This is a genomic window from Agromyces aureus, from assembly GCF_001660485.1.
Taxonomy (GTDB): domain Bacteria; phylum Actinomycetota; class Actinomycetes; order Actinomycetales; family Microbacteriaceae; genus Agromyces; species Agromyces aureus.
Map to the genome: position 1 here is coordinate 4,009,461 of NZ_CP013979.1, position 24,310 is coordinate 4,033,770.

The 24,310-nt window shown below is 71.0% G+C and carries 21 protein-coding genes; 13 read left to right on the plus strand and 8 right to left on the minus strand.

Annotated features, from left to right (window positions below; translation table 11 throughout):
- Positions 1-128: 128 nt before the first annotated feature.
- Both ATC03_RS17925 and ATC03_RS17930 read left to right on the plus strand, forming a co-directional pair.
- Positions 129-1,439: a cation:proton antiporter gene (locus ATC03_RS17925; protein ID WP_067880132.1), complete on the plus strand. Its 1,311-nt coding sequence runs from the start codon at positions 129-131 to the stop codon at positions 1,437-1,439.
- Positions 1,440-1,448: 9 nt separating this feature from the next.
- Complete coding sequence (locus ATC03_RS17930) at positions 1,449-1,745, plus strand: Dabb family protein (RefSeq protein WP_067880135.1); 297 nt, start codon at positions 1,449-1,451, stop codon at positions 1,743-1,745.
- A gap of 39 nt (positions 1,746-1,784) precedes the next feature.
- Here the strand turns inward: ATC03_RS17930 and ATC03_RS17935 are convergent, their stop codons facing one another.
- Positions 1,785-2,684 (minus strand): DMT family transporter, encoded by a 900-nt coding sequence (locus ATC03_RS17935; protein WP_067880138.1) that lies wholly within the window; start codon positions 2,682-2,684, stop codon positions 1,785-1,787.
- Positions 2,685-3,019: 335 nt separating this feature from the next.
- Between ATC03_RS17935 and ATC03_RS17940 the strand changes: the two genes are divergently transcribed.
- From ATC03_RS17940 to ATC03_RS17960, 5 genes are all read left to right on the plus strand, one after another.
- Complete coding sequence (locus tag ATC03_RS17940; protein ID WP_067880141.1) at positions 3,020-3,916, plus strand: carbohydrate kinase family protein; 897 nt, start codon at positions 3,020-3,022, stop codon at positions 3,914-3,916.
- Between the two features lie 50 nt (positions 3,917-3,966).
- Positions 3,967-4,416 (plus strand): MarR family winged helix-turn-helix transcriptional regulator, encoded by a 450-nt coding sequence (locus tag ATC03_RS17945; protein ID WP_067880143.1) that lies wholly within the window; start codon positions 3,967-3,969, stop codon positions 4,414-4,416.
- 97 nt (positions 4,417-4,513) lie between these two features.
- Positions 4,514-5,128 (plus strand): isochorismatase family protein, encoded by a 615-nt coding sequence (locus ATC03_RS17950; protein WP_067880148.1) that lies wholly within the window; start codon positions 4,514-4,516, stop codon positions 5,126-5,128.
- Positions 5,129-5,253: 125 nt separating this feature from the next.
- Positions 5,254-6,654 (plus strand): dihydrolipoyl dehydrogenase, encoded by a 1,401-nt coding sequence (lpdA, locus tag ATC03_RS17955; RefSeq protein WP_067880151.1) that lies wholly within the window; start codon positions 5,254-5,256, stop codon positions 6,652-6,654.
- 30 nt (positions 6,655-6,684) lie between these two features.
- Positions 6,685-6,882, plus strand: a complete 198-nt coding sequence (locus ATC03_RS17960) for a hypothetical protein (protein ID WP_067880154.1) — start codon at positions 6,685-6,687, stop codon at positions 6,880-6,882.
- Between the two features lie 49 nt (positions 6,883-6,931).
- On the opposite strand, the gene ATC03_RS21170 is transcribed toward ATC03_RS17960, so the two are convergent.
- From ATC03_RS21170 to ATC03_RS17970, 3 genes are all read right to left on the minus strand, one after another.
- Positions 6,932-7,066, minus strand: a complete 135-nt coding sequence (locus tag ATC03_RS21170; RefSeq protein WP_257737029.1) for a hypothetical protein — start codon at positions 7,064-7,066, stop codon at positions 6,932-6,934.
- 138 nt (positions 7,067-7,204) lie between these two features.
- Entirely contained in the window at positions 7,205-8,851 is a 1,647-nt protein-coding gene (locus ATC03_RS17965; protein ID WP_067880157.1) for a solute symporter family protein, read from the minus strand.
- Complete coding sequence (locus ATC03_RS17970; protein ID WP_067880161.1) at positions 8,848-9,219, minus strand: DUF485 domain-containing protein; 372 nt, start codon at positions 9,217-9,219, stop codon at positions 8,848-8,850. Before ATC03_RS17970 ends, ATC03_RS17965 begins: the two co-directional genes overlap by 4 nt.
- A 213-nt stretch (positions 9,220-9,432) precedes the next feature.
- Here ATC03_RS17970 and ATC03_RS17975 point away from each other — a divergent pair, with 213 nt between their 5' ends.
- From ATC03_RS17975 to ATC03_RS17995, 5 genes are all read left to right on the plus strand, one after another.
- Positions 9,433-10,668 carry a sensor histidine kinase gene (locus ATC03_RS17975; protein ID WP_067880164.1) on the plus strand — a complete coding sequence of 412 codons (1,236 nt, stop codon included), beginning with the start codon at positions 9,433-9,435 and terminating at the stop codon, positions 10,666-10,668.
- On the plus strand, positions 10,665-11,414 hold the full coding sequence (locus ATC03_RS17980) for a LytR/AlgR family response regulator transcription factor (RefSeq protein WP_067880167.1): 750 nt from the start codon (positions 10,665-10,667) through the stop codon (positions 11,412-11,414). The genes ATC03_RS17975 and ATC03_RS17980 overlap by 4 nt, the downstream gene beginning before the upstream one ends.
- A gap of 155 nt (positions 11,415-11,569) precedes the next feature.
- Positions 11,570-11,917: a DUF485 domain-containing protein gene (locus ATC03_RS17985; protein ID WP_227820160.1), complete on the plus strand. Its 348-nt coding sequence runs from the start codon at positions 11,570-11,572 to the stop codon at positions 11,915-11,917.
- Positions 11,914-13,377 (plus strand): sodium/solute symporter, encoded by a 1,464-nt coding sequence (locus ATC03_RS17990; protein ID WP_067880173.1) that lies wholly within the window; start codon positions 11,914-11,916, stop codon positions 13,375-13,377. Before ATC03_RS17985 ends, ATC03_RS17990 begins: the two co-directional genes overlap by 4 nt.
- Positions 13,378-13,454: 77 nt before the next feature.
- Entirely contained in the window at positions 13,455-14,201 is a 747-nt protein-coding gene (locus ATC03_RS17995; protein ID WP_067880176.1) for a sulfite exporter TauE/SafE family protein, read from the plus strand.
- 17 nt (positions 14,202-14,218) lie between these two features.
- On the opposite strand, the gene ATC03_RS18000 is transcribed toward ATC03_RS17995, so the two are convergent.
- Entirely contained in the window at positions 14,219-14,866 is a 648-nt protein-coding gene (locus ATC03_RS18000) for a GNAT family N-acetyltransferase (RefSeq protein WP_067880179.1), read from the minus strand.
- Positions 14,867-14,989: 123 nt separating this feature from the next.
- Between ATC03_RS18000 and ATC03_RS18005 the strand changes: the two genes are divergently transcribed.
- A complete protein-coding gene (locus ATC03_RS18005) occupies positions 14,990-15,208 on the plus strand; it encodes a hypothetical protein (RefSeq protein ID WP_067880182.1) in 219 nt (72 codons plus the stop codon).
- A gap of 124 nt (positions 15,209-15,332) precedes the next feature.
- On the opposite strand, the gene ATC03_RS18010 is transcribed toward ATC03_RS18005, so the two are convergent.
- The 3 genes from ATC03_RS18010 to ATC03_RS18020 form a co-directional block, all read right to left on the minus strand.
- A complete protein-coding gene (locus tag ATC03_RS18010) occupies positions 15,333-16,619 on the minus strand; it encodes an adenylosuccinate synthase (RefSeq protein WP_067880185.1) in 1,287 nt (428 codons plus the stop codon).
- 1 nt (position 16,620) lies between these two features.
- Entirely contained in the window at positions 16,621-17,163 is a 543-nt protein-coding gene (locus ATC03_RS18015) for a DUF3151 family protein (RefSeq protein ID WP_067880188.1), read from the minus strand.
- Between the two features lie 66 nt (positions 17,164-17,229).
- Positions 17,230-24,255: a DUF5979 domain-containing protein gene (locus tag ATC03_RS18020; protein ID WP_152031011.1), complete on the minus strand. Its 7,026-nt coding sequence runs from the start codon at positions 24,253-24,255 to the stop codon at positions 17,230-17,232.
- Positions 24,256-24,310 lie beyond the last annotated feature (55 nt).

Below are 24,310 nucleotides of genomic sequence, written 5' to 3' on the forward strand. Positions count from 1 at the left end.
CTGTCAAGACCTCGCGCAGATCCGCGCACCGCAATCCCGGCACCGGGGCTGTCGCCATGCGCATCGCGGCCCTAGGTTTGAGGGCATCGAGCACTCGACGGCGCACGGCGGCTGAGAGGGGGGTCCGCATGGCGGCAGCGGCAGCGACGGCCCTCGTGCTCATCATCGTGTGGAGCACCTTCTCCCGACCGCTCGATCGGCGCGGGATCACGTCGGCGCTGTTCCTCGCGGCAGCGGGCTTGGCCGTCAGCCTCGTCCTGCCCGACGCGCTCGACATCTCGATGGAGACCATCGTCGCGGAACGCGTGGCCGAGATCGCCCTCGCGCTGCTCCTGTTCAGCGACGCCACCCGCCTGGACCTTCCAGCCCTGCGCCACCACATGTCGTGGCCGGGCCGGCTCCTGCTGATCGGCCTCCCGCTGACCATGCTCCTCGGCATCGGAGTCGGCGTGCTCGTGTTCCCCGACATGGCCATCGCGTCGGTCGTGCTGCTGGCGACGATGCTCGCGTCCACGGATGCCGCGCTCGGCCAGAAGGTCGTCTCCGACGAGAAGGTTCCCGGCCGAGTCCGGCAGGCCCTCGACGTCGAGAGCGGCCTCAACGACGGCCTGGCCGTGCCGTTCTTCCTGGTCGCGCTGTCGATCGCCAACGCCGAACTCGAGACGGGCATCACCAGCGCGGTCGTGGCCAGCATGGCCGAGCAGATCGGCTGGGGCCTCGTCGGCGGCGCGAGTGCCGGGATCCTCGGCGGGCTGCTGTTCCGGATGGGCGAACGGCGCCAGTGGGTCGGTCGGGAGTGGCGCCAGATCCTGCCCTTCGCAGCAGCGCTGCTGTCCTTCGTGATCGCGGACGGCCTCGGCGGCAGCGGGTTCATCGCGGCGTTCGTCGGCGGCGTCGTGTTCGGACGCCTCGCCGGCCCGGCCAGGTCGACCGTGAGCATCTTCGCCGAGCAGGCGGGCGAGGTGTTCGCCGCCATCACCTGGATCGGCTTCGGAGCCCTGGCCCTGACGCGCGCGATCCCCCACATCACCTGGCAGGTCGTGCTCTACGCCGCGCTCAGCCTCACGATCGTTCGCATGGTCCCCGTGGCGATCGCCCTCGCCGGACGCGGAGCGCGGCTCCAGACCATCGCGTTCATCGGCTGGTTCGGGCCACGCGGACTCGCCTCGCTCGTCTTCGTCCTGCTCGCGGTCGAGGAGGGCGTCCCAGAGGGCGAGGTCGTGCTCTCCACCGTGGTGGCCACCGTCGCGCTCAGCGTGCTGCTGCACGGCCTGACATCCGTGCCGCTCGTCGGCGTGTACCACCGCTGGTACACGGCGCACGCCGCCGGCCACCCGGCCGCGGGCGAGGCCAGGCCCACCATGATCCCTCGACGTCGACGCCAACTCGCGAGCCCGACGCGGTCGGACACCGACCCATCCGAGGACGTCCGGCCGTAGGCTGAGGCGATGATCCGCCACACGGTCGCCTTCCGCCTGCACCACCCCGCCGGTTCCGACGAGGAGCGCGACTTCCTCGCCGCGAACGCCGCGCTCGGGAGCATCCCGGGCGTGGAGCGCTTCGAACTGCTGCGGCAGGTGAGTCCCAAGAACGACTTCACGTACTTCGTCTCGATGGAGTTCGCCGACCAGGCCGCGTACGACGCGTACAACACGCATCCCGACCATGTCGAGTTCGTGCAGGGCCGCTGGGTTCCCGAGGTGGCCGACTTCCTCGAGATCGACGTCGTGCCGCTCGAGGGCTGAAACCGCCCGCGCCGAACGGGTCGCGCCGAACGACTGGCGTCAGGCTCCGGTGCGCCGCCGCGGCATCCGGAGCCGGCCCTGCGCCAGCAGGATGCCGAGCAGCACGAGCAGCGCCCCGATCGGCTCGTGCCAGGAGAAGCGCTCCCCGAGCAGGATGAAGCCGAGCGCGACACCCACGAGCGGCGTCACGTAGGTGACCGTGGAGGTGGCCGTCGGACCCCAGGCGCGCAACACGTTGATGTTCCAGATGTACGCGAGGCCCGTGCCGAGGATGCCGAGCGCGAGCAGCGAGGCGACGACGGTCCAGTCGAGGTCGACCGGTTCGAGCGCGAGCCACGGCGTGAGCGCGAGCATCACGAGCGCCGACACGCCGATCGAGAGGAACGCGAACGTCGCGGGCGCGATCGGACGCTGGCTGAGGAACTTGCGCTGGTACCCGAACGTGAAGCCGTAGCAGAGGGTGGCCACGAGACAGGCGAGCTGCCCGGCGAGCGACCCGGTGAGCGCCGAGTACTGCCATGGGCCGATCACCACGATGACGCCGAGGATGCCGACCGCGACGCCCGCCCACTTGCCGAGCCCGAGCTTCTCGACCCGGAACACGAGCGTGGCCATGAGGGCCGTCATGATCGGCGTCGTCGCGTTGTAGATCGACGCGAGACTCGACGAGACGTACTGCTCGGCCCACGCGAAGCACAGGTACGGGATCACGCACGTCGTGAGCGACACCACGAGGAAGTGCACCCAGACGATGCCCTCGCGCGGCAGCAGCGGCCCCGGCGTGCCGTCGGGTCTCGCGACGCGGGGCCGCATGATCAGCACGATGATGCCGAGCGCGAGGCCGCCGAGCACCGTGCGCGACCACGCGACCTGCCCGAACGAGACGCCCTCGAGCGCGACCTTCATGAAGAGGAAGCTCGATCCCCACACGAGGCCCATCGCGATGAACTGCAGCAGCGTCGATACGCTCCGACCCTGACGAGGGGCGGATGCCGCGGGGCCGGCGGGTGCGGTGACGGGGGCGGCCGCTGGGCGGGCTGCGGGGGTGGGGCTCGAACTCACCTTGCGAGGCTACGCCCGTGCGCGATGCGCTCCGAGCCGTTGACGGCTCGATGTCCGGAATCCGCCGAATGACGGCAGGGTCTCGCCGTCGCTGGTCTCCGCCCGCCTGCCCGCCTTCCCGCCCGCCTGCCCTTCCTCCCCTCACGGCAGCAGCACGCACGGCATTGCAAACGCTTGCACCCCACAGCGCCCGGAGCCATAGGCTGGCCCGCATGACCACTCCCATCGTGATCTCCGGCGCCGCCTCGTGGAACCGCATCGTGCTGCTCGACCGCCTGCCGGAGCCCGTGCCGCACATGCAGTTCGCGCTCGGCGAGCACGAGACGATCGGCGGCACGTCCGCGGGCAAGGCGCTCGGACTCGTCGGGCTCGGACACGCGGTGCGCCTGCACACCCTCATCGGCGCGGATGCCGACGGCGAGCGCGTGCGGCGGCTGCTCGCGGCATCCGGAATCGAGGTCGACGACCTGCCCGCCGACGCCACCGAGCGGCACCTCAACCTGATGACCCCCGCCGGCGAGCGCGTGTCGCTCTACCTCTCGACGCCCGCCGACCCGGGCACGCCCGCGTCGCCCGACCTCGTTCAGGCGATGACGGATGCCGCGGCGATCGTGCTCGACCTCTCGGAGCGTTCGCGCGGGCTCATCGCCACGGCCCGCGCGACCGGGCGGCCGATCTGGACCGACATCCACGACTACGACGGCACCGCGGAGTTCCACCGCCCCTTCATCGAGGCCGCGGACTGGATCTTCATGAACGCCGACCGCATCGGCGACGACCCGGTGCCGTTCATGCGCGGGTGCGTGCAGGGCGGGGCATCCGTCGTCGTCTGCACGCTCGGGGCACGGGGCGCGGTGGCCGTCGATGCCACCCTCGCGGAGCATCGGGTGGCCGCCGTGCCGGTCGAGGTCGTCGACACGAACGGGGCGGGCGACGCGTTCATGTCGGGCGTGCTCGACGCGCACCTGGCGGGGGCCTCGCTCGCGGCCGCCCTCGAGGCGGGCGCCATGCACGCGTCGACCGTGCTCACGACGCGGCACCTGCACCCGTCGCTCGATGCGCTGCTCGGGGCCTCGCCGGTCGAGGAGCGCGGCGCACTCGATCGATAGATAGACAGTTGAACTGTGCAGTTTGACTGTCTAACTGCTACGGTGGGCGCATGCCCGACGCCGTCGACCCCGACCTCGACCTCGAAGCCGTCGCCGACGCCCTGCGCGTGACGATCTCGCGCCTCGCGCGCAAGGTGCGCACCGAAGGCGGCATGCAGGAGTTCACGCCCAGCCAGACGGCGGTCGTCCGCATGCTCAGCGAGATCGACGGCGGAGCCACGATCGCCGAGCTCGCCAGGCTCGAGAACGTTCGCCCCCAGTCGATGAGCGCGACCGTCGGCGAACTCGCCGACGCCGGCATCGTCGACCGCAGGCCGGACCCCACCGACGGCCGGGCCAGGCTCGTGTTCCTCACCGACTCGGCGCAGTCCGCGATCCGGCGCGCTCGTGCCAACAAGACCGGCTGGTTCGCGAGCGCCATGCGCGACCGCCTCTCCCCCGCCGAGCAGCGCACGCTCGCCGAGGCGGCCCGGCTGTTCGACCGCCTGCTCGCCCCCTGACCTCACCCGCTCGACCCCCGGCCTCGACCCCCGGCCTGCTCGACCCGAACCCCCGCCTGCTCGACCCGAGCCGGCCCGCCACTCGCGAAGGAATCCCATGACCCTCAGCACCATCGACCCCACCGTCGCCCTCGTCGTCATCGACCTGCAGCACCTCATCGTCGCGCGCTACGACGAGCACGGCTCCGCGGCGGCCGTGGCGAAGGCCGCCGAGCTCGCCGACGCGTTCCGCGAGCGCGGGCTGCCCGTCGCGCTCGTGCGCGCCGTCGGCCAGGCACCCGGCCGCACGGAGCAGGGGGCTGCGCGTGCCGCTGCGGCGGCCGCGGCGACATCCGCGTCCGGCACCGGCGCCGACCCGGCCGCCGCCCTGCTGCCCGAGGCGATGGAGATCGTGCCCGAACTCGATGGCACCGGCATCCGCGTCACGAAGCGCACCTGGGGCGCGTTCCACGAGACCGACCTGCACGAGCAGCTGCAGCGGGCGGGCGTCACGCAGATCGTGCTCGCCGGCATCGCCACCACGAAGGGCGTCGAGTCGACCGCGCGCGCCGCGCACGAGCACGGCTACCACGTGACGTTCGCGACCGACGCGATGACCGACGACGACCTCGCCGCGCACGGGCACAGCATCGACGTCGTCTTCCCCGGCCTCGGCGAGACCGGCACGACTGCCGAGGTCATCGCCCTGCTGCCGGCGGCACCGACCGAGTAAGGCGTCGGCATCGCGCCGACGCCCCGGCGCCGACGGCGGCCCGAAGGCGGCCCGACGGCGGGAGACGCCCGACGTCGTTGCCGTACGCCGTCCACTCGCAGGCCGTGAGTGCCTAGGCTGGACGCATGAGCACGAACTTCGATGTCATCGTCCTCGGCGCCGGCCCCGGCGGCTACGTCGCCGCCATCCGCGCCGCACAGCTCGGCCTCAAGGTCGCCGTGATCGAGGAGAAGTACTGGGGCGGCGTCTGCCTCAACGTCGGCTGCATCCCCTCGAAGGCCCTGCTGCGCAACGCCGAGCTCGCGCACATCTTCCATGACCAGGCGAAGACCTTCGGCATCTCGGGCGACGCGCACTTCGACTTCGGCGTCGCGTTCGACCGCAGCCGCCAGGTCTCCGACAAGCACGTCAAGGGCGTGCACTTCCTCATGAAGAAGAACGGCATCGTCGAGTTCGACGGGCGCGGCACGTTCCGCGACGCGAACACGCTCGACGTCGCGAAGGGCGATGGCACGGTCGAGACCCTGACCTTCGCGAACGCGATCATCGCGACGGGCTCCCGCGTGCGCCTGCTGCCCGGCGTGCAGCTGTCGCAGAACGTCGTCACCTACGAGACGCAGATCCTCACGCGCGACCTGCCTCGCTCGATCGCCATCGTCGGCGCGGGCGCCATCGGCATGGAGTTCGCGTACGTGCTGCGCAACTACGGCGTCGAGGTCACGGTCATCGAGTTCCTCGACCGGGCACTGCCGAACGAAGACGTCGAGGTCTCGAAGGAGATCACCCGCCAGTACCGCAACCTCGGCGTGCCGATCCTCACCTCGACGAAGGTCGAGTCGGTCGTCGACAACGGGGCATCCGTCACCGTCTCGTACACCGCGGCTGACGGCCAGCCGGGCTCGCTCGAGGTCGACCGCGCGCTCATCTCGGTGGGCTTCGCGCCGAACGTCGAGAACTTCGGGCTCGAGAACACGGGCGTGACGCTCACCGAGCGCGGGGCCATCGCGATCGACGAGCGCATGCGCACGAACGTGCCGCACATCTACGCCATCGGCGACGTGACCGCGAAGCTCATGCTGGCGCACGTGGCCGAGGCGCAGGGCGTCGTGGCCGCCGAGACCATCGGCGACGCCGAGACCATGGAACTCGGCGATTACCGCATGATGCCGCGTGCCACGTTCTGCTCGCCGCAGGTCGCGAGCTTCGGCCTCACCGAGCAGCAGGCGCGCGACGAGGGCTACGACGTGGTCGTGTCGAAGTTCCCGTTCAGCGCGAACGGCAAGGCCAACGGCCTCGGCGAGCCCGTGGGGTTCGTCAAGCTCGTCGCCGACGCGAAGTACCTCGAGCTCCTCGGCGGCCACATGGTCGGTCCGGATGTCTCGGAGCTGCTGCCCGAGCTCACGCTCGCCCAGAAGTGGGACCTCGGCGCGCATGAGCTCGCCCGCAACGTGCACACGCACCCGACGCTCTCGGAGGCGCTGCAGGAGGCGTTCCACGGCCTCACGGGCCACATGATCAACATGTAGAGGCGAGAGCCTCGGAGAAGGGCGGATCCCATGAACTTCGTGCTCATCGTGGTCGGAGGCCTGCTGACCCTGTCTGGCGTGATCTGGACGCTGCAGGGCGTCGGCATCCTGCCCGGATCGGCCATGAGCGGCGTGACGCTGTGGGCCATCGTGGGGCCGATCGTCGCGGTCGTCGGCGTCGCGCTGCTCAGCTGGGGCATCGTGCGCAAGCGGCGCGCCCGGCCCTAGCTGCGCGACGCGCGTCGGCGCAACTCCGGATCAGCGGCGCGACACGCCGTCAGTCCCGCGCGCCGCGCCCGGTGACGCCCTCGAGCTCCGGAGTTGCGCCGACGACGGCGGCCGGGCCGGGTACGGAGAAGCCGCCCGGGCACAGCACAGCGGGGCGGATGCCGCGACCGACCGGTCGTGACATCCGCCCCGCTTCGGTTCATTCGGCGCGGCATGGGCAGGCATTCCCGCCGCGCCGAAGTCCGTTCCGGAGGAGGGCGTTCCCCAGCCCGCCCCCGGAACTCCGGCCGACCGGCGGCCCCCTGCCGCCGGTCGGAACCTCCTAGTGCTGCGTCGCCTTCTCGGCTCCGATTCCGGTCAGCGAGCGCACCTCCATCTCGGACTGCTTCTTCGGGTCCTCGACCGTCTTGTCGAGGAGCGTCACGATCCAGCCGAGCAGGAACGCCAGCGGGATCGAGATGATGCCGGGGTTCGAGAGCGGGAAGAAGGCGAAGTTGATATCGGCCGTCTTCAGCATCGACGTCTCGGAGCCCGAGACGACCGGCGAGAAGACGATGAGCACGATGGCCGAGATGAGGCCGCCGTACATGCTCCAGAGCGCGCCCTTGGTGGTGAAGCGCTTCCAGAACAGCGAGTAGATGATCGTCGGCAGGTTCGCCGAGGCCGCCACCGCGAAGGCCAGCGCGACGAGGAACGCCACGTTCTGGCCGTTCGCCCCGATGCCGCCGAGGATGGCGACGACGCCGATCACGAGCACCGTGCGGCGCGCGACCTTGACCTCCGCGCCGGCGGCGGGCTTGCCCTTCTTGATGACGCTCGCGTAGATGTCGTGCGCGAACGACGCCGCGGCCGTGATCGTGAGGCCGGCGACCACCGCGAGGATCGTCGCGAACGCGATCGCCGAGATGAGGCCGAGCAGGAACGGCCCGCCGAGGGCGAAGGCGAGCAGCGGGGCCGCCGAGTTGGCACCTCCGGGTGCCGCCGCGATGACGTCGGCACCGACGAGCGCTGCGGCGCCGTAGCCGAGCACGAGCGTGAACACGTAGAAGATGCCGATGAGCCAGATCGCCCAGACGACCGACTTGCGGGCCTCCTTCGCGGTGGGCACCGTGTAGAAGCGCATGAGCACGTGCGGCAGGGCCGCGGTGCCGAGCACGAGCGCGAGGCCGAGCGAGACGAAGTCGATCTTCGAGATGTCCGAGACGCCGTACTTGAGGCCCGGGTCGAGGATCGCCGGGTTGCCGGCCACCTCGACCGCGTTGTCGAGCAGCGCGCTGAAGTTGAAGCCGTACATCGCGAGCACCCACACGGTCATCACGCCGGCGCCGGCGATGAGCATGACCGCCTTGATGATCTGCACCCAGGTGGTGCCCTTCATGCCGCCGATGAGCACGTAGAGGATCATCAGCGCGCCGACGACCGTGATGACGAGCGACTGGCCGAGCGTGTCGGTGATGCCGAGCAGCAGCGAGACCAGGCCGCCGGCTCCCGCCATCTGCGCGAGCAGGTAGAAGAAGCAGACCACGAGCGTCGTGATCGCCGCGGCGATGCGCACGGGGCGCTGCTTGAGGCGGAACGAGAGCACGTCGGCCATCGTGTAGCGGCCGGTGTTGCGCAGCAGCTCGGCGACGAGCAGCAGGGCCACGAGCCACGCGACGAGGAAGCCGATCGAGTAGAGGAACCCGTCGTAGCCGGTGATCGCGATCGCACCGACGATGCCGAGGAACGACGCCGCCGAGAGGTAGTCGCCCGCGATGGCCGAGCCGTTCTGGCCGCCGGTGAACGAGCGACCGGCCGCGTAGTAGTCGGCCGCGGTCTTGTTGTTGCGGCTGGCGCGGAACACGATGACCATCGTGATCGCGACGAAGGCGCCGAAGATGGCGATGTTCAGCCAAGGGTCGCCGGGCGAGGTCGAGGCGGCCTCCGCGGCGACGCCGGCGTGCACGGCGCTGGCGGTGACGGCGCTCATCGGGCCACCGCCTGGGTGTCGAACTCGGCGCCGGACTCGATCTCGTCGCGGATCTCGGCCGCGATCGGGTCGAGGCGACGGTTGGCGTAGCTGACGTACCACATGGTCACGGCGAAGGTCGTGACGACCTGCGCGAGGCCGAGCACCATGGCGAGGTTGACGCTGCCGAACACGCGCGTCGACATGAAGTCGTGCGCGTAGACGGCGAGCAGCACGTAGGCGAGGTACCAGACCAGGCACGCCGCGAGCACGGGGAACACGAACCGGCGGTGGCGACCGCGCAGCTCCTGGAATCGGGGTGATGCTTGCACCGCGGTGAAATCGACGTCGGGTTGCGTCGTCTCCGCGCTCAGGGCGTCGTTGCCCATGGCGTCTCTCCTTCGAGGGGGTCCGGCACGGGGGAAGGTCCGCGCCCACTGCGCACATCTGGTCGGCGGATGCCGGTGGCAGGCGAGCAGTGGCCCCATGCTGCCGCGTGCCCGGGCGGGCGTGGCCGCTTCGCCGTTCGTCGTCGGTGAACGGCACCGCTGGTGCGACGAACGGTTCGAAGGCGCCGATGAACGACGGCTACGCTTTCGAGCATGCCCGAGTCGATGCTGCTCGCCGCGAGTGCCGGTGTCGTCGCCGGCGCCCTGGCGGTCGGCGTGGTGCTGCTGCTGCGCCGACTGGTGCTGGCGCAGCGCGAGCTCGGCACCGACGCCGAGCAGGCGACGTACCAGACGCTGCACCTCGCGAGCCGGGCGGCCGCGCACGTTCGCGGCGGGTTCGACGGGGCGGACGCGGCGCGCGCCGGCCGTTCCCTGCGCACGATGCTCGGCTGCGAGAGCCTCGCCCTCATCGACCCGGCAGGCCTCGTCACGGTCGACGGCGACAGCGCCGACGACCTGCGCGAGGTCGCGGCCGGGCTGGCCCTCGCCGCGCGGTCGTCGGGCAAGCCGCACGTGCAGCGCCGCATCGCGATCAACGGTCGGGAGACGGATGCCGTGGCCGCGCCGATCCTCGTCGGCGACCGTTCGGCCGGCGCGATCGTCGCGTTCGCCTCCCCCGTGCGCGCAGGGCTCGTGCGCGCCACGGGCGAGGTCGCGAGCTGGGTGGCCTCGCAGGTCGAGCTCGGAGAGCTCGACGCCTCACGGGCGGCGCTCGCCGAGGCCGAGGTGCGCGCCCTGCGCGCACAGATCAGCCCGCACTTCATCTACAACGCGCTGAACGCGATCGCGTCGTTCATCAACACCGACCCGGCGAAGGCGCGCGAGCTCGTGCTCGAGTTCGCCGACTTCACGCGGTACTCCTTCCGCCGCCACGGCGACTTCACGACGGTCGCCGAGGAGCTGCGCTCGATCGACAGCTACCTCGAGCTCGAACGCGCACGCTTCGGCGAGCGCCTGCGGGTCACGCTGCAGGTCGCACCCGAGGTGCTCTCGACGGTCGTGCCGTTCCTGTCGATCCAGCCGCTCGTCGAGAACGCGGTGCGGCACGGGCTCGAGTCGAAGGAGGGCGGCGGGCGCATCACGATCACCGCGGCCGACTCCGGCGCCTTCGCCGAGATCAGCGTCGAGGACGACGGCGTCGGCATCGACCCCGCCGTGCTCGAGGAGGTGCTCGCGGGTGGCTCGCCCGGCGAGCACGTGGGGCTGCGCAACGTCGACGCACGGCTGCGGCAGGTGTACGGCGAGGAGCACGGGCTCGTCGTCGAGACGAACCTCGGCGCCGGAACGCTCGTGCGCATGCGGGTGCCGAAGTCGCAGCCGAACTCCACGGCCGGCCCCAACCAGCACCCGCCGATCACCGCTTCGAGAGACGGGAGCCCCGCCAGATGATCTCCGTGCTCATCGCCGACGACGAACAACCCGCGATCGACGAGCTCGCGTTCCTGCTCAGGCAGGATCCGCGCATCGGCACGGTGCACCAGGCCTCGTCGGGGTCCGAGGCGATCCGCCTGCTCACGCGCGAGCCGGTCGACGCGGCGTTCCTCGACATCCACATGCCCGGGCTCACGGGGTTCGACCTCGCGCGGGCACTGCAGCGCTTCGAGCACCGGCCGGCGCTCGTGTTCGTCACGGCCGACGAGGAGGGCGCGCTCGAGGCGTTCGACCTCGCGGCCGTCGACTACCTGCTGAAGCCCGTACGCACCGAGCGCCTGCAGCGCTCGATCGGGCGGATCGTCGAGGTGCTGAAGGCCGGCGCCGCGACGCCGACCGGCGGCATCCCGACCGTGACCGCGCCCGAGATGATCGCCGTGACGCTCGGCGGCACGACCCGCATGCTCCGCCGCGACGAGGTGCGCTACGTGCAGGCGCAGGGCGACTACGCGCGCCTGCACACCGATGAGGCCAGCTACCTCGTGCGCGTGCCGATGGCCGACCTCGAACGGCAGTGGGCGGATGCCGGTTTCGTGCGCGTTCATCGGTCGTACCTCGTCTCGCTCGCGCACCTCACGCGGATCCGCCTCGGCACCGACCACCCGAGCGTCACGATCGCCGGCGCCGAGCTGCCGGTGAGCCGTCGGCTGCTGCCCGCGCTGCGCGAGCGGCTCGAGGCGGCGACCCTGCGGCCGAGATCATGAGCGGCGAGGAAGAACCCACCGTCGGTCGAGTAGCGCGGCCGGAGGCCACGCGTATCGAGACCAGCGGACCTCGCGACGGCGCTGGTCTCGAGACGGGTGCTGCACGCCCTCCTCGACCGGCGGATGGTGAGGCGACGCCGCCCGCACGGGTGCGGGTGACGGCTCCGCGAACGGGCGGGGCCGCGGCATCCGCTCGCCCGTCGACCTCGGGCGACGCCGCCGCGGGCAGCGAGCCCGAGAGCGTGTACGTGCGGTCGCTGATCCGATCGCAGCTGCGGCTCGGCATCACGTACGCCGCCGGCTTCGTGGTCGCGACGGCGCTGTTCGTGCTCGCGATCGTGCTCTCGCCCGTGCTCGACGAGACGTTCGTGTTCGGCGTTCCGCTGTCGTGGCTGCTGCTCGCGGTGGGCGTGTACCCGCTCGCGATCACCGTGGCCGTGCTCTACGCACGCGCCGCCGCGCGCAACGAGGAGCGGTACCGGGCGCTCACGGGGGCCGAGTGAACGCCGCGATCAGCTACGCGGCGATCGCGGCCGTGGCGCTCGCCTCGGCCCTCATCGGGTTCTACGGCCTGCGCGTCTCGCGCACGACGAGCGACTTCTACGTCGCCTCGCGCACGGTGCGCCCGTGGTGGAACGCGTCGGCCATCGGCGGCGAGTACCTCTCGGCCGCGAGCTTCCTCGGCATCGCCGGGCTCATCCTCACCTCGGGCGCGGGCGGCCTCTGGTTCCCGATCGGCTACACGGCCGGATACCTCATGTTGCTGCTGTTCGTCGCGGCACCGCTTCGCCGCTCCGGCGCGTACACGATCCCCGACTTCACCGAGGCGCGGCTCGAGTCGCGGGGCGTGCGCCTCGTGACGAGCACGCTCGTGATCCTCATCGGCTGGTTCTACATCGTGCCGCAGCTGCAGGGGGCGGCCCTCGCGGTGCGCATCACGACCGGCCTGCCGTCGTGGGCCGGCTCGCTCGCGGTCGCCGTCATCGTCGCCGTCGTCGTCGCCGCGGGCGGCATGCGATCGATCACGTTCGTGCAGGCATTCCAGTTCTGGCTGAAGCTCACGGCCATCGCCGTTCCGGTCATCGTGCTCCTCATCTTCGTCGGCGGCGTCGAGCCCTCGCTCGCAGCCGCGGAGGCCTTTCCGTCGACCGCAGGCCCGAGCGACCTCGACCCGTACCGGACGGTCTCGCTCATGGTCGCGCTGCTCCTCGGAACCCTCGGGCTGCCGCACGTGCTCGTGCGCTTCTACACGAACCCCGACGGCGACGCGGCCCGCCGCACGACGGTCATCGTGCTCGCGCTGCTCTCGGTGTTCTACCTGTTCCCGACGATCTTCGGCCTGCTCGGCCGGGCGTTCGCGCCCGACCTCGTCGCCTCGGGCGACGCCGACGCCCTCGTGCTCGTGCTGCCCGATCGGCTCGTTCCGGGATGGGCTGGCGACGTGCTCACCGCACTCGTGATCGCGGGCGCGTTCGCGGCGTTCCTCTCGACCTCGTCCGGCCTCGTCGTGTCGCTCGCGGGCGTCATCAGCCAGGACCTGCTCGGCGGCAGCGTTCGCGGATTCCGCATCGCGGCCGTCGCCTCGTCGTTCGTGCCGCTCGTCGTGGCCCTCGCCACCGAGTCGACCGGGCTCGCCGGCAGCGTCGGACTCGTGTTCGCCTTCACCGCCTCCACGCTCTGCCCCATGCTGCTGCTCGGCATCTGGTGGCGCAGACTCACCGCGCGGGGCGCGATCAGCGGCATGCTCACGGGCGCCGTGCTCTCGGGGGCGGCGATCCTCGGCGGCGGGGCGATCGCGGCGGCGGCGCCCGGCATCCGCCCCTTCCTCGAGCAGCCCGCCGCGTGGACCGTGCCCGCCGCGCTGCTCGTCACCGTGGTCGTCTCGCGGGCCGATCGGCGGCGACGGCCGCGCGGCACGGATGCGTTCCTGGCGCGGCTGCATACGCCCGAGCGCGTGCGCTGACGCTGGCGCCGGGCTCGAGTGCAGGCGCGGGCGCGGGCTCGAGCGCGTGCGCTGGCGCGGGCGCGTAAGCTACTCCGGTGCTCGCCGCCGTCGCCATCTCCGTCCTCGTCGGCGCCTTCGCACAGCGCATCACCGGCATGGGGTTCGCGCTCGTCGCCTCGCCGGCCCTGGTGATCCTGCTCGGGCCGTTCGACGGGGTCATCGTGGTGAACCTCTGCGCGATCGTCTCGTCGCTCATCATCCTGCCGCGGGTGTGGCGGTACGTGGAGTGGCGGCGATTCGCGATGCTCACGTTCCCGGCCCTCGCCGGCACGGTCGTCGGCGCGCTCATCGCCGCCCACGTTCCCGGCGCTCCCCTGCAGGTCGTCATCGGCGCGCTCGTCATCATCGCGCTCACGATCACGCTGCTCGTCACGCGCGCCGAGCACGTCGTGAGCGGATGGCCGCCCGCACTCGTCGCGGGCGCGGCATCCGGGGTCATGAATGCCGCCGCCGGCGTCGGCGGACCGGCGCTCAGCGTCTACGCCGTCGCCACCAGATGGCCGCAACCGCGCTTCGCCGCTACGGCCCAGCCCTACTTCGTGGCCATCGGCACGGCCTCGCTCGTGCTGAAGCTCGCGCAGACCGGCTGGGCGATCCCCGAGCTGGCGCCGGGCTCGTGGCCGATCGTGATCGGCGCCGTGCTCGCCGGACTGGTGCTGGGCGAGGTGCTGCACCGGCGGATCCCCCACCACGCCGCGCGCATCGCCGTGATCGCGATCGCCTACGGCGGTGGAGCCGCAGCGCTCATCGACGGCGCGATCGAGATCTGGTTCTCGGCGTAGGCCTCAGGCCCGGGCGGTCAGGCGGATGTCTCGGCGAGCCGGATCGGCTCGTCGCCCCGGGCGGCGAGACGTGCCTCGAGTGCAGCGCGCACCGACGGCCACTCGTCGACGACGATCGAGTAGACCGCGGAGTCGCGCCAGCTGCCGTCGGCGCGGAGCTTGTGCCGACGGGCGATGCCCTCGAACGACGCGCCCAGGCGCAGGATCGCCGCCCGAGACCGCTCGTTGCGGCTGTCGGCCTGCAGCTTGACGCGGCCGAACCCGTGCTCGAAGGCCATGCCGAGCAGCAGCAGCTTCGTCTCGACGTTCACGCCGGTCGCCCACACGCGGGGGTCGTACGCCGTCCAGCCGATGTGCCCCGACTCGTTGACGAGGTCGAGGTCGCCGAACTTCGTCGCGCCGACCACGCGCGCGTCGTGCTCGCCGCCGCGCAGCCGCACCGTCCACGGCAGGGCCAGCGGGCCGCCCGCGTAGTAGCCGAGCGCGAACCGCTCGAACGCCGCGTCGTCAGCGGGGAGGCCGGCGGGGCCGCCGCCGTATCCGCCGGCGAAGACCTCCGGATACCGAAGTGCCCCAGCGAGCTCGGGCACGTCGGCGGGCACGAACGGGGAGAGGCTGACGAACCGGCCGATGAGCGGCTCGGCGGGCGGGAGCAGGGCGGTCACCGCACGAGTCTCGCACATCGGCGGGAGGCGCCTTCGCCCCTGCCTGACCGCCCTTCCACCCGTCGCGGTGCCCACGTAGGCTGGACCCGATCGGCGACGACGCCGTGGAGATGGGGGAACGGAATGGCCGGAATCGACGACCTCGCCAAGCAGGCCGGGGACTTCATCGAGCAGAACAAGGACAAGATCCAAGAGGTCCTCAAGAGCGAACAGGCCGAGGACATCAGCGACAAGCTGCTCGACGGCATCGGCGAAGCCGTGAAGAAGATCGCGCCCGATGAGCACGACGGCATGATCGACGACGTCAAGGGAAACATCGACAAGGCGGTCGGCAACGAATAGCCACCTCCCCGCGACAACAGTGAGGGGGCGGATGCCGCGTGGCATCCGCCCCCTCACGGTTCTCGTTCGGCGGTGGTCCCGGGCCAAGGGCGACCCAGACCGGCCGGACCGCTCGGGATCGAGCTCAGGCCAGCAGGTCGTGCAGCTGCACGATCTCGTCGCGGCCGGGTCCGACGCCGATCGCCGAGATGCGCGACCCGCTCATGGCCTCGAGCTCGCGCACGTACGCCTGGGCGTTCGCGGGCAGGTCGGAGAACTCACGGGCGCCCGTGATGTCTTCGCTCCAGCCGGGGAACTCCTCGTAGATCGGGGTCGCGTGGTGGAAGTCGGACTGCGAGACCGGCACCTCGTCGAAGCGCTGCCCGTCGACGTCGTAGGCGACCGCGACCGGGATGCGCTCGATGCCGGTGAGTACGTCGAGCTTGGTGAGCACGAAGTCGGTGACACCGTTGATGCGCGAGGTGTAGCGCGCGATGGGGGCGTCGTACCAGCCGGTGCGGCGGCGGCGACCGGTCGTGGTGCCGAACTCGTGCCCCTTCTCACTGAGGAACTCGCCCCACTCGTCGAAGAGCTCGGTCGGGAACGGTCCGGCGCCGACGCGGGTCGTGTACGCCTTGATCACGGCGATGACCCGGTCGATGCGGTTGGGCGCGATGCCCGAGCCGGTGACCGCGCCGCCGCTCGTCGCGTTCGACGAGGTGACGAACGGGTAGGTGCCGTGGTCGACGTCGAGCATGGTCGCCTGGCCGCCCTCGAAGAGCACGGTCTCGTCGCGCTCGAGCGCCTGGTGCAGCAGCAGCGCCGTGTCGGTGACCATGGGGCGCAGGCGCTCGACGTAGCCGAGCAGGTCGTCGACGACCTCGTCGACCGCGATGGCGCGACGGTTGTAGACCTTGACCAGCAGGTGGTTCTTCTGTTCGAGCGCCCCCTCGACCTTCTGGCGCAGGATGTTCTCGTCGAAGAGGTCTTGCATGCGGAGGCCCACGCGGTTGATCTTGTCGGCGTAGGCCGGGCCGATGCCGCGGCCGGTGGTGCCGATCTGGCGCTTGCCGAGGAAGCGCTCGGTAACCTTGTCGAGCGTGCGGTGGTACTGCGTGATCAGGTGGGCGTTCGCCGAGACGCGCAGGCGCGAGACATCCACCCCTCGGCTCTCGAGCGCCTCGAGCTCCTCGAAGAGCACCTCGACGTCGACCACCACGCCGTTGCCGATGACCGGGGTCACGCCGGGCGTGAGGATGCCGGAGGGCAGCAGGTGCAGCGCGTACTTCTCGTCGCCGACGACGACCGTGTGTCCGGCGTTGTTGCCGCCGTTGAACTTGACGACGTAGTCGAGGCGAGGACCGAGCAGGTCGGTCGCCTTGCCCTTTCCCTCGTCGCCCCACTGTGCACCGATCAGGACGGCTGCGGGCATTTCAGTCCTCTCCGGCCGCGTCGAGCACGACAGGTTCGGCGACGGGGTCGCCGGTGATGGCCGTGACGTCGGCCCGCTCGAGGAGCTGGTCGGCGGTCACGATGGTGATGACCTGGGTCGGCGTGAACTCCGACGCGATGCGGGCCGGAGCCTCGGCATCGGCGCTCGAGAGCTCGCCGGCGAGGCGGGCGACCTGCATGTCGAGGCCCAGCGTCACCGCGGCGCGGCGCTTGGCGTCGAGGGCACGTAGGTAGGCGCGGTTCGGCTCGTCTGACCAGGGCACGGCCGCGCCGGGCTCCCATCCGGATGCCGCGAGCTGCGCTTCGGCGAGATCGACCGCGACCGTGGCGTAGGCGTAGGACGCGATCGCGTTGCCCTCGGAATCGGCGAGGTCGGCGAGCTCGGCCCACGCGAGCGGCGACTCGGGATGCTCGGTGACGACCGAGGCGACCGAGTTGCGGTCGGCCGTGGCGAGCGCCTCTCGAACCTCGGGTTCGTCGATGAGACCGGTCTCGCGCTCTGGTGCTGTTTCGTCTGCAGTCACACTCAACCTTATCGCGAGGGGCTTTCGGCGCCCGCGAGCGTGTCACGGGCGCCGAGAGCCGGTGGATCAGTGGCGCGGGGTTCGCCGAACGTGGACGGCGACGATTCGGCGCCGGCGAACGAGCGCGACGGCGAGGGCCGCCGCGCCCAACGCGAACGCGGCGAGCGCGGCGGCGAGCGCCGGTGCCGCGTCGAACCCGGTGACCGCGAGCGGATCGAACGAGTTCTCGACCTCGAGTCGGACCGATCCGCCGGCGACGACCTCGACGGCACCGACCAGTGGGTCGCCCGCGTTGGGAGTGATCGTCGTGCGCGCGGCACCTCCGTCATCGGTCTCGGTCAGGGTGCAGTCCGCGCCGGCGGGGAGGTCGTCGTACGCCGCCGTGAGACCTCCGGCACGCGAGAGCGTGCGATCGGCTCCGCCGGGAACGACGACCGGGGTCGCGACCCCGTCGATGTCGGAGGTGCACTCCAGTCGCACCGTGAACGGCCCGGTCGCGGCTGCCGCCCCCGAGCCGGTGATGGTCTTCTCGACCACGATGCCCCCCGTGAGGAAGGTGTTGACGAGGCGCACCTGCGTGCCGACCTCGCCTTCGGCGATCGTCACGGACTCGACCGGCTCGCCTTCGGCGTCGAGGAAGGCGACCGAGGTCGCACCTCCGGTCGTCGTCTCCTCGAGCGCGCACTCGGAGCCGACGAGCAGTGACGCGTAGGTGGCCGTGTAGGCGTTCTCCTCGGTCAGCCCGCGGGCGGCGCCGCCCGGAACCGCCACCTCGACTGGTCCGTCGACGCCCTCACGGGTGCAGACCAGGGTGACCTCGAAGGGGCCGCTGCCGTACAGCTCCGCGCCGTCTCCGACGATCTCCTTCGTCACGGTCAGCGACCCGGCGACGAAGGTGTTCGTCACCGTGACCTGTGCAACCTGGTCGGCGCCGACCGTGATCGACTCGGGATCCACGGTCGCCGACTGCGCGCCCGCATCATCGGTCTCGGTGACGTCGCAGGTGGCGCCGGCCGCGAGGTCGTCGATCTGCGTCGTCAGCGGCAGGTCGCCGCCGAGCACGATGTCAGCGTCGTAGACGGTTCGTTCACCGGATGCGTCGTCGAGCACGCACGTGAGGTGCAGCGTGAAGGGGCCCGCGCCGAAGTCGGCCGCGCCCGATCCGTCGACGACCTTCTCGATCGCGATGGATCCGGCGGCGAAGGTGTTCTCGACGTCGACGGTCGCACTCGCCTCGGCATCGATCACCACAACCTCGGGTGAGACGACGGCCGATACGGCGCCCGCGTCATCCGTCTCCTCGATGCTGCACGAGGCGCCGTCGGGAAGCCCGACGAGCGACCACGTGCCGCCATCGGCGAGCTCGGCGACCATCGGCGATTGGGCGTCGTAGCCGTCAGCGAAGACCGGGGAGCCGAGGAACTCGCACGTGACGCTGATCTCGAACGGGCCGGGATACGGAATCGGGTCGCCCTGCTCATCGACGGCCGCCGTCTCGACCCGCTTCGTGATGACGAGGCCGCCGATCTCGAAGACGTTCTCGACGGAGATCACCTCGACCACCTCGAGCGGACCGCCGACCAGGGCTGAGCCGATGATCTGCGACGACTGCCCCTGACCGGCCTCGGTCGCCGTGCAGGTCGAACCCCACGGCAGGCCCTCGACCTGAGCGGGGTCGGCACCCGGCACGAGCGTGAGTTCCGGAAGTTCGACGAGGTCGACTCCATCGCTCGCGCACGTGAGCTGAACCGCGAACTCGTCGGGCGCGAAGGCCGCACCCGGGCCGGTCACGGTCTTCGCCAGGCGGATCGGACCGGTCGGGTAGCTCACTCCCACGCGGCGCCCCTCGGTCGCGGGGACGACGATCGTCGCGTCGCCGGCGAGCGCGGAGCCGCCGGTCGCGACGGTGTTCCAGGCGATGGGGTAGGTGTCCTGGACCGCCTGATCGGGCGAGGTTCGCGTCTGGAGCCGCAACTGGAGCACCTCGCCCGGCTGGAAGAAGTCGCCGGCGAAGTCGATCTGGAACTTGAGGCTCCGCACGATCGCCGGATCCACCGAGTCGTCCAGCGGCAGCCACGTGCCGGCCGCGCACGGCGTGCCGACCGGGTTCAGGTCGGCCGTGCACGGAACCGATGAGGTTGAGTAGAAGGTGGTCAGCGATGCGCCCGACGGCGGGTCCACCAGCTCGACGAGCCCGGTGAACCCCGGCTGCCATTCGCTGCCACGTGGCAGCTGGGCGATCAGGCCCTGGTCGCCCGGAATCGGAAGGTTGTCGATCGAGACGACGCGGTCCATCGGCAGCGTGCCCGAGTTCGTGACGTTGAACTTCCACGTCTCGGTGCCGCCCGGGAGCGTCACCGGAATGCAGGGTGCGCGGAAGAAGCCCTCGGGGTCCACCGTGGTGGGCTCGCAGAGGAAGGCGCCGCTGCTGCCGATCACCTCAGGGATGCCAGCCTCACCGTGCTGCACGTCGGCCTTCACGTACTTCACCGTGCTCAGTGCGGGCACGGCCAACGGCGAGACCACGGTGCTGTCGGCGCACGAGCCGTCGGGCCGGAGCACGGGAACGCAGTCGTCGAACGGTTCGGAGGCCTCGACCACCGCCCAGTTCTCGACGTCGTCGTTCGGCGTGAGCCCCGGACGGAGCATGAGCTGGATCGTGATCGTGTAGGTCTGGCCCGGCTCGAGCACCGACCCATCGGGCATCGTGAAGACGATCGTGTCGCCGACCTCCTCGACGACGACGAGATCCGAGTCGGTCGGCAGCGGCGTGCCGTTCGGCGGGGCTGGCGCGGCCCCCGTGAGCGCGAACGCGTACGGCGAGACGCTCGGGTCGCGGTCGGGGTCGAAGATCAGCTGGCGGCCGTTGGTGTCGGTCGGCAGCTCGTCGGTGAACACCGGGTCGGTGAAGGGCGCCTCGCCGACGTTCGCGAAGGTGAGCACGAACGGGATGACCGCGCCTGGGCGGATGTCGCCGGTCGGGCTCTTCGTCACGGTCACCGCGGCCTCGAGGTGCAGGTTGCGGTATTCGGCATCCGCGCTGTCGGAGGCGGACAACGACTGGCCGACGGCGATGTCCGCCGAGACGGCGTCGACGTCGACCGTGTTCCAGAAGACGCCCGCCGCCTCCTCACCGGGCGCCGGCACCTGGTCGGCACGGGTCGTCGGCACCGGGTCGCCCGAGCGCAGGTCGACGCGTCGCTCGACCTGGAAGGGCACGTTGACCAGCGGATTGGCCGGGTTCGTCCAGCCGAGCCCGCTGCCGGCCGCGAACATGAAACGCAGGCCGTGCACATCAGCTGCAGGGGCCGCGGCGAGGAACGTCCTGGCCTCGTCGATCGTGCCGCCGTTCGGGCCGCACGACCAGGCGCCGCCGACCGTGTCGGCCACGATGTTCGCGGCGCTGAAGTCACCGCCGGAGAGGTAGCACGCGGTGACGCGCTCGACCGGCGCGGGCAGCGCCCACGCGGCATCCATGCCGAGGAAGTCGACGGCGTTCCAGAAGGTCGGGTCGTCGTCGGAGATCGTCATGGTGCGCGGGCGCGTCGAGCCGTTCGGCTGGCCCGACACCGTGACCGTGACGGGCGAGAAGTCGTCGACCTTCTGCTGCGCCGGCGAGATAGCCTTGCCGGCGGTGACGCCGAAACTCGGCTCCTCGAGCGCGATGATCGCACTCGCCTGGTCGCAGGCGTACCGCGCGTCGTCGGCCGGCGGACACGTGCCGATCGCGTCGATGTCGGCCACGATGCCCTCCGCGGTGTTCGTGGTGGGCGTGTCGGCGACCGAGACGGGGTCGGTGGTGCCCCGCCACACCGGGCGAAGGCGCACGTCGAAAGCCACCACGCCGGCACCGTTCGCGACGATGCGACCGTCGAACTCGACCTGCACCCCGCTCACGTCGCAGGTCAGCGCGGCCGGCGTGAGCGCGAGCGCCTCGGCCCGGGTGTACTCGGACTGGCTGCCGTCGGGGCAGAAGAGCCGCACGACCGTCTGCAGGGTTCCCGAGGGCACGGTGATCGTGGCGAAGTTGTTGAAGGTGAACGCCTGGAACGGGTCGCTGCGTCGATCGACCACTGAGCCGGGCGCGGTGTCGGTGATCTGCAGCTGGTCGACCCTGGCCGGAGTCGTGTTGCGCGTCGTCACCGTGATGCGGCTGAGCGGATACTGGCTCGCGGGAATGCCGATCTCCGGCACAGAGAGCGGGCCGCCCTGCCAGTTCTTGTCGGTCGTGGTCGTGATCGGCACGTCGACGATGACGACGTCGTCTTGATCGTTCGACGAGAGCGGAGTGCCGCCGTCGGCCAGGTGGCCCGTGACGTTCACCGTGTTGTGCACGACACCGGGGTCGGTGAGGTTGTAGAGCTCGTCGCCGAGCACGGGCGCGCCGTCGGAGCGCTTCTCGTCGCGCACCTGCCAGACGAGCTGCACCTGGCGGTCGTTGCCGAACGAGCGGGCGACCCCCGAGCCGACGGGCGGCGCGTCGAGGTCGCCCTCGGACGCCTCCGCGCGGTCTCGGCTCTCGGCGAACACGAGCTGCACGCCGAGCGTCGACTGCTGCTCGGCGCCCGTGAGGGTCACCCCAGGGAACTGGCCGATGCAGCTGTCGGGGCACGGGTCGTTCGCCGCAGGCGTCCATGCGCTGCCGTCCCAGAGCAGCACGGCCGTCACCTCGTCGAACGCGATGAGCGGGTCGTTCGCCGTGGTGATGGGCTGCACGCGGGTCAGGTTGAAGGCGTCGTAGACGCTGTCGGCGATCGCCGTGCCCTCGGGGTCCGCGACGTCGGTGAGCTCGACGCGCTCGAGGTTGGAGAACCCACCGGTCGACCAGTACTGCGTCGAGGGGATGGTGTCGCCCGAGCGCGCGATCACCGACTTGACGCCGCCGGAGCTCGAGGTGCCGAACGCCTTGTCGATGAGGTCGGCGGTGCCCGGGTCGACCGGGATCAGCTCGACCTCCGGGCATTCCGCGGTCGGCATCGCGGCCGAACCCGATGGGACGCCGGGCGTGGCGCTCATGGCATCCGACTGGGCGCAGTTCGGGATGAAGGTCGATTCCTCATCATCGAACGGCGGGCCCGGCTCGTACCGGCCGTTGGCGCGCACCTCGCTCGTGAAGTTCGGGGCGAGATCGGTGCCCGGGGCGAAGCCATCACCCGTGCCGGTGTAGTCGTAGACGAACCGGATGCCGCCCGCGACCGCCGAGATCGCCGGGTCGACCGGCGCGGAGAAGATCGTCGGCCCGGCGATGGGGCCCTCGAGCGTCTTCCACGTGTCATCGGTCGTGTCGTAGTACTCGACCGTGAGCGTGGAGTCGCCGGGCACGGGGGTCTGGGTGATCGCGGTCAGGTCGAACGCGTTCCACCAGGCATTCGGCTCGACGGGGTCGAGCGGGTCCTGCAGCACGATCTGGTCTGCGTAGCCGGTCGTTCCGGTGGGCGTCTCCGGCGGGTTCGGCCGCTCGGTGAGCCCGCCCTCGAGCGAGATCGTGACGTTCTCGCCAGGTGCGGCGACGATCTGGGAGGGACGGATCGTCTTGCGGATGTACGGCTCGATGGTCTCGTCGTAGACGTACAGGTCATCGTCGGCCACCGCCTCGCCCGTCACGCCGTCGTTCTCACCGACGACCGCGACCTCGTTGTTCACCGTCTGCGGAAGCCCGGTCGCGTCGGGATCGGTCGCGACGTCGAACGACACGGAGGTCTCGGAGCCCGGCGCGATCGTGCCCTCGAAGACGATCTCGAACGAGTCGACCTCGGCGTCGCCGGCGGTCGGTGCCTGCGGCGTCTCGCCGTCGGTCAACGGCACCTCCTCGGTGGTGCCGTCGGCGAGGTGGTAGACGACCGTGCCGGAGATGGCGCCCGCCGGGAAGTCGACGCCCGACGTGAACCCGTCGAAGGTGTAGAGGTCGGGGAACCATCCAGCAGACGGCTCGCGGATCGTCAGCGAGTCGAGCGGCACGGTCGAGTCGTTGACCGCGCCGAGGGTCACCGTGCTCGATTCGCCCGCGATCACGAGATCGGGATCGAACGACTTCGTCGCGCCGACCTGCACGTCGTTCTGCAGGAGCGTGAAGTCGTCGGACGACTCCCCCGTTGCGGACTCGTCGCCGAGCGCGACCTCGGACAGCACGGTGTTCGTCACGATGAATCCGTCGGGCTGGGTCGCGGCGAGCTCGGTCACCGCGAGGTCGAGGTCGACCGACGCGGATGCCCCGGCCGGGATCTCGCCCGCGAAGGTCACGCGCGTGCCGCGGACGTCGGCGTCATCGACGCCGGCCGGCAGCACGCCGTCGGGTGCGGCGACCCAGGCGCCAGCGACGTACACCTCGTAGCTGGTCGACGTCGCACCCTCGGGCGGCGTCACCGCTCCGAACCCGCTGAAACCGAGATACTCGAACGGGTTCGGTGACGCGGCGGGGTCGACCGGGTCTTCAACCGCGAGCGAGTCGACCGTCGCATTCGAGTCGTTGGTCGCCTCGAGCGAGGCGCCGACCGCGGTGCCGGGCGTGGCGATCGCCGATGCGGGATCGATGGTCTTCGTCGGGGTCGTCGCGAGGGCGAGCGGAATGACCGGGGTCACGGCGACCTCGGCCGGGACGTCGGCGAAGTTCACGCCCTCGATGAGCGCAGAGTTCAGCACGGGGATGCCGCTGAGGTCGTACGACGTGCCCGCCGGGAGCACCGCCGTGATGTCGACGATCGCGGTCGTGGCGTCGAGGATGCCGGTCGTGCCGTCGCCGAGCGGAGTGGTCCAGTTCACCGTCACGGAGTTGCCCGAGATGACGGGGTCGGCGGCCGTGTTGGCCCCGCTGCCGACGGTCGCGCCCACGAGTTGGAACGGCGCTGGTACCGTGTCGCTCAGCACGGCGCCGCGACATCCGGCATCGGTGATCGACGAGCAGCCCATCGTGAGGGTGTACGTGAACGGCTCACCGGGAACGACCTCGGTCTCGGAGGTGCTCTTCTCGAGCGTCGCCACCGCGGTGATGTCGACGGGTGCCGGTTCAGGGAGGGCCGAAGCCGGGACCGCCGCTCCGATGCCGAGCACCAAGGCCCCTGCTGCAGCGATGATCGTGAGCCAGCGTCTCCGCATTCTCAACCCCCCCGGGTGACGGCCCGAGACGGACCTCGGACCACCGTATCGTGCG

What these genes read in the sequence shown, in the direction of transcription:
- ATC03_RS17950 (WP_067880148.1), top strand. Translation starts at nt 4,514, where the DNA reads ATGACCCTCAGCACCATCGACCCCACCGTCGCCCTCGTCGTCATCGAC.
- ATC03_RS17965 (WP_067880157.1), bottom strand. Translation starts at nt 8,851, where the DNA reads ATGAGCGCCGTCACCGCCAGCGCCGTGCACGCCGGCGTCGCCGCGGAG.
- ATC03_RS18010 (WP_067880185.1), bottom strand. Translation starts at nt 16,619, where the DNA reads ATGCCCGCAGCCGTCCTGATCGGTGCACAGTGGGGCGACGAGGGAAAG.
- ATC03_RS18020 (WP_152031011.1), bottom strand. Translation starts at nt 24,255, where the DNA reads ATGCGGAGACGCTGGCTCACGATCATCGCTGCAGCAGGGGCCTTGGTG.
- ATC03_RS18005 (WP_067880182.1), top strand. Translation starts at nt 14,990, where the DNA reads ATGGCCGGAATCGACGACCTCGCCAAGCAGGCCGGGGACTTCATCGAG.
- ATC03_RS21170 (WP_257737029.1), bottom strand. Translation starts at nt 7,066, where the DNA reads ATGTCACGACCGGTCGGTCGCGGCATCCGCCCCGCTGTGCTGTGCCCG.
- lpdA (WP_067880151.1), top strand. Translation starts at nt 5,254, where the DNA reads ATGAGCACGAACTTCGATGTCATCGTCCTCGGCGCCGGCCCCGGCGGC.
- ATC03_RS17925 (WP_067880132.1), top strand. Translation starts at nt 129, where the DNA reads ATGGCGGCAGCGGCAGCGACGGCCCTCGTGCTCATCATCGTGTGGAGC.
- ATC03_RS17960 (WP_067880154.1), top strand. Translation starts at nt 6,685, where the DNA reads ATGAACTTCGTGCTCATCGTGGTCGGAGGCCTGCTGACCCTGTCTGGC.
- ATC03_RS17975 (WP_067880164.1), top strand. Translation starts at nt 9,433, where the DNA reads ATGCCCGAGTCGATGCTGCTCGCCGCGAGTGCCGGTGTCGTCGCCGGC.
- ATC03_RS17940 (WP_067880141.1), top strand. Translation starts at nt 3,020, where the DNA reads ATGACCACTCCCATCGTGATCTCCGGCGCCGCCTCGTGGAACCGCATC.
- ATC03_RS17970 (WP_067880161.1), bottom strand. Translation starts at nt 9,219, where the DNA reads ATGGGCAACGACGCCCTGAGCGCGGAGACGACGCAACCCGACGTCGAT.
- ATC03_RS17930 (WP_067880135.1), top strand. Translation starts at nt 1,449, where the DNA reads ATGATCCGCCACACGGTCGCCTTCCGCCTGCACCACCCCGCCGGTTCC.
- ATC03_RS17980 (WP_067880167.1), top strand. Translation starts at nt 10,665, where the DNA reads ATGATCTCCGTGCTCATCGCCGACGACGAACAACCCGCGATCGACGAG.
- ATC03_RS17935 (WP_067880138.1), bottom strand. Translation starts at nt 2,684, where the DNA reads ATGGGCCTCGTGTGGGGATCGAGCTTCCTCTTCATGAAGGTCGCGCTC.
- ATC03_RS17945 (WP_067880143.1), top strand. Translation starts at nt 3,967, where the DNA reads ATGCCCGACGCCGTCGACCCCGACCTCGACCTCGAAGCCGTCGCCGAC.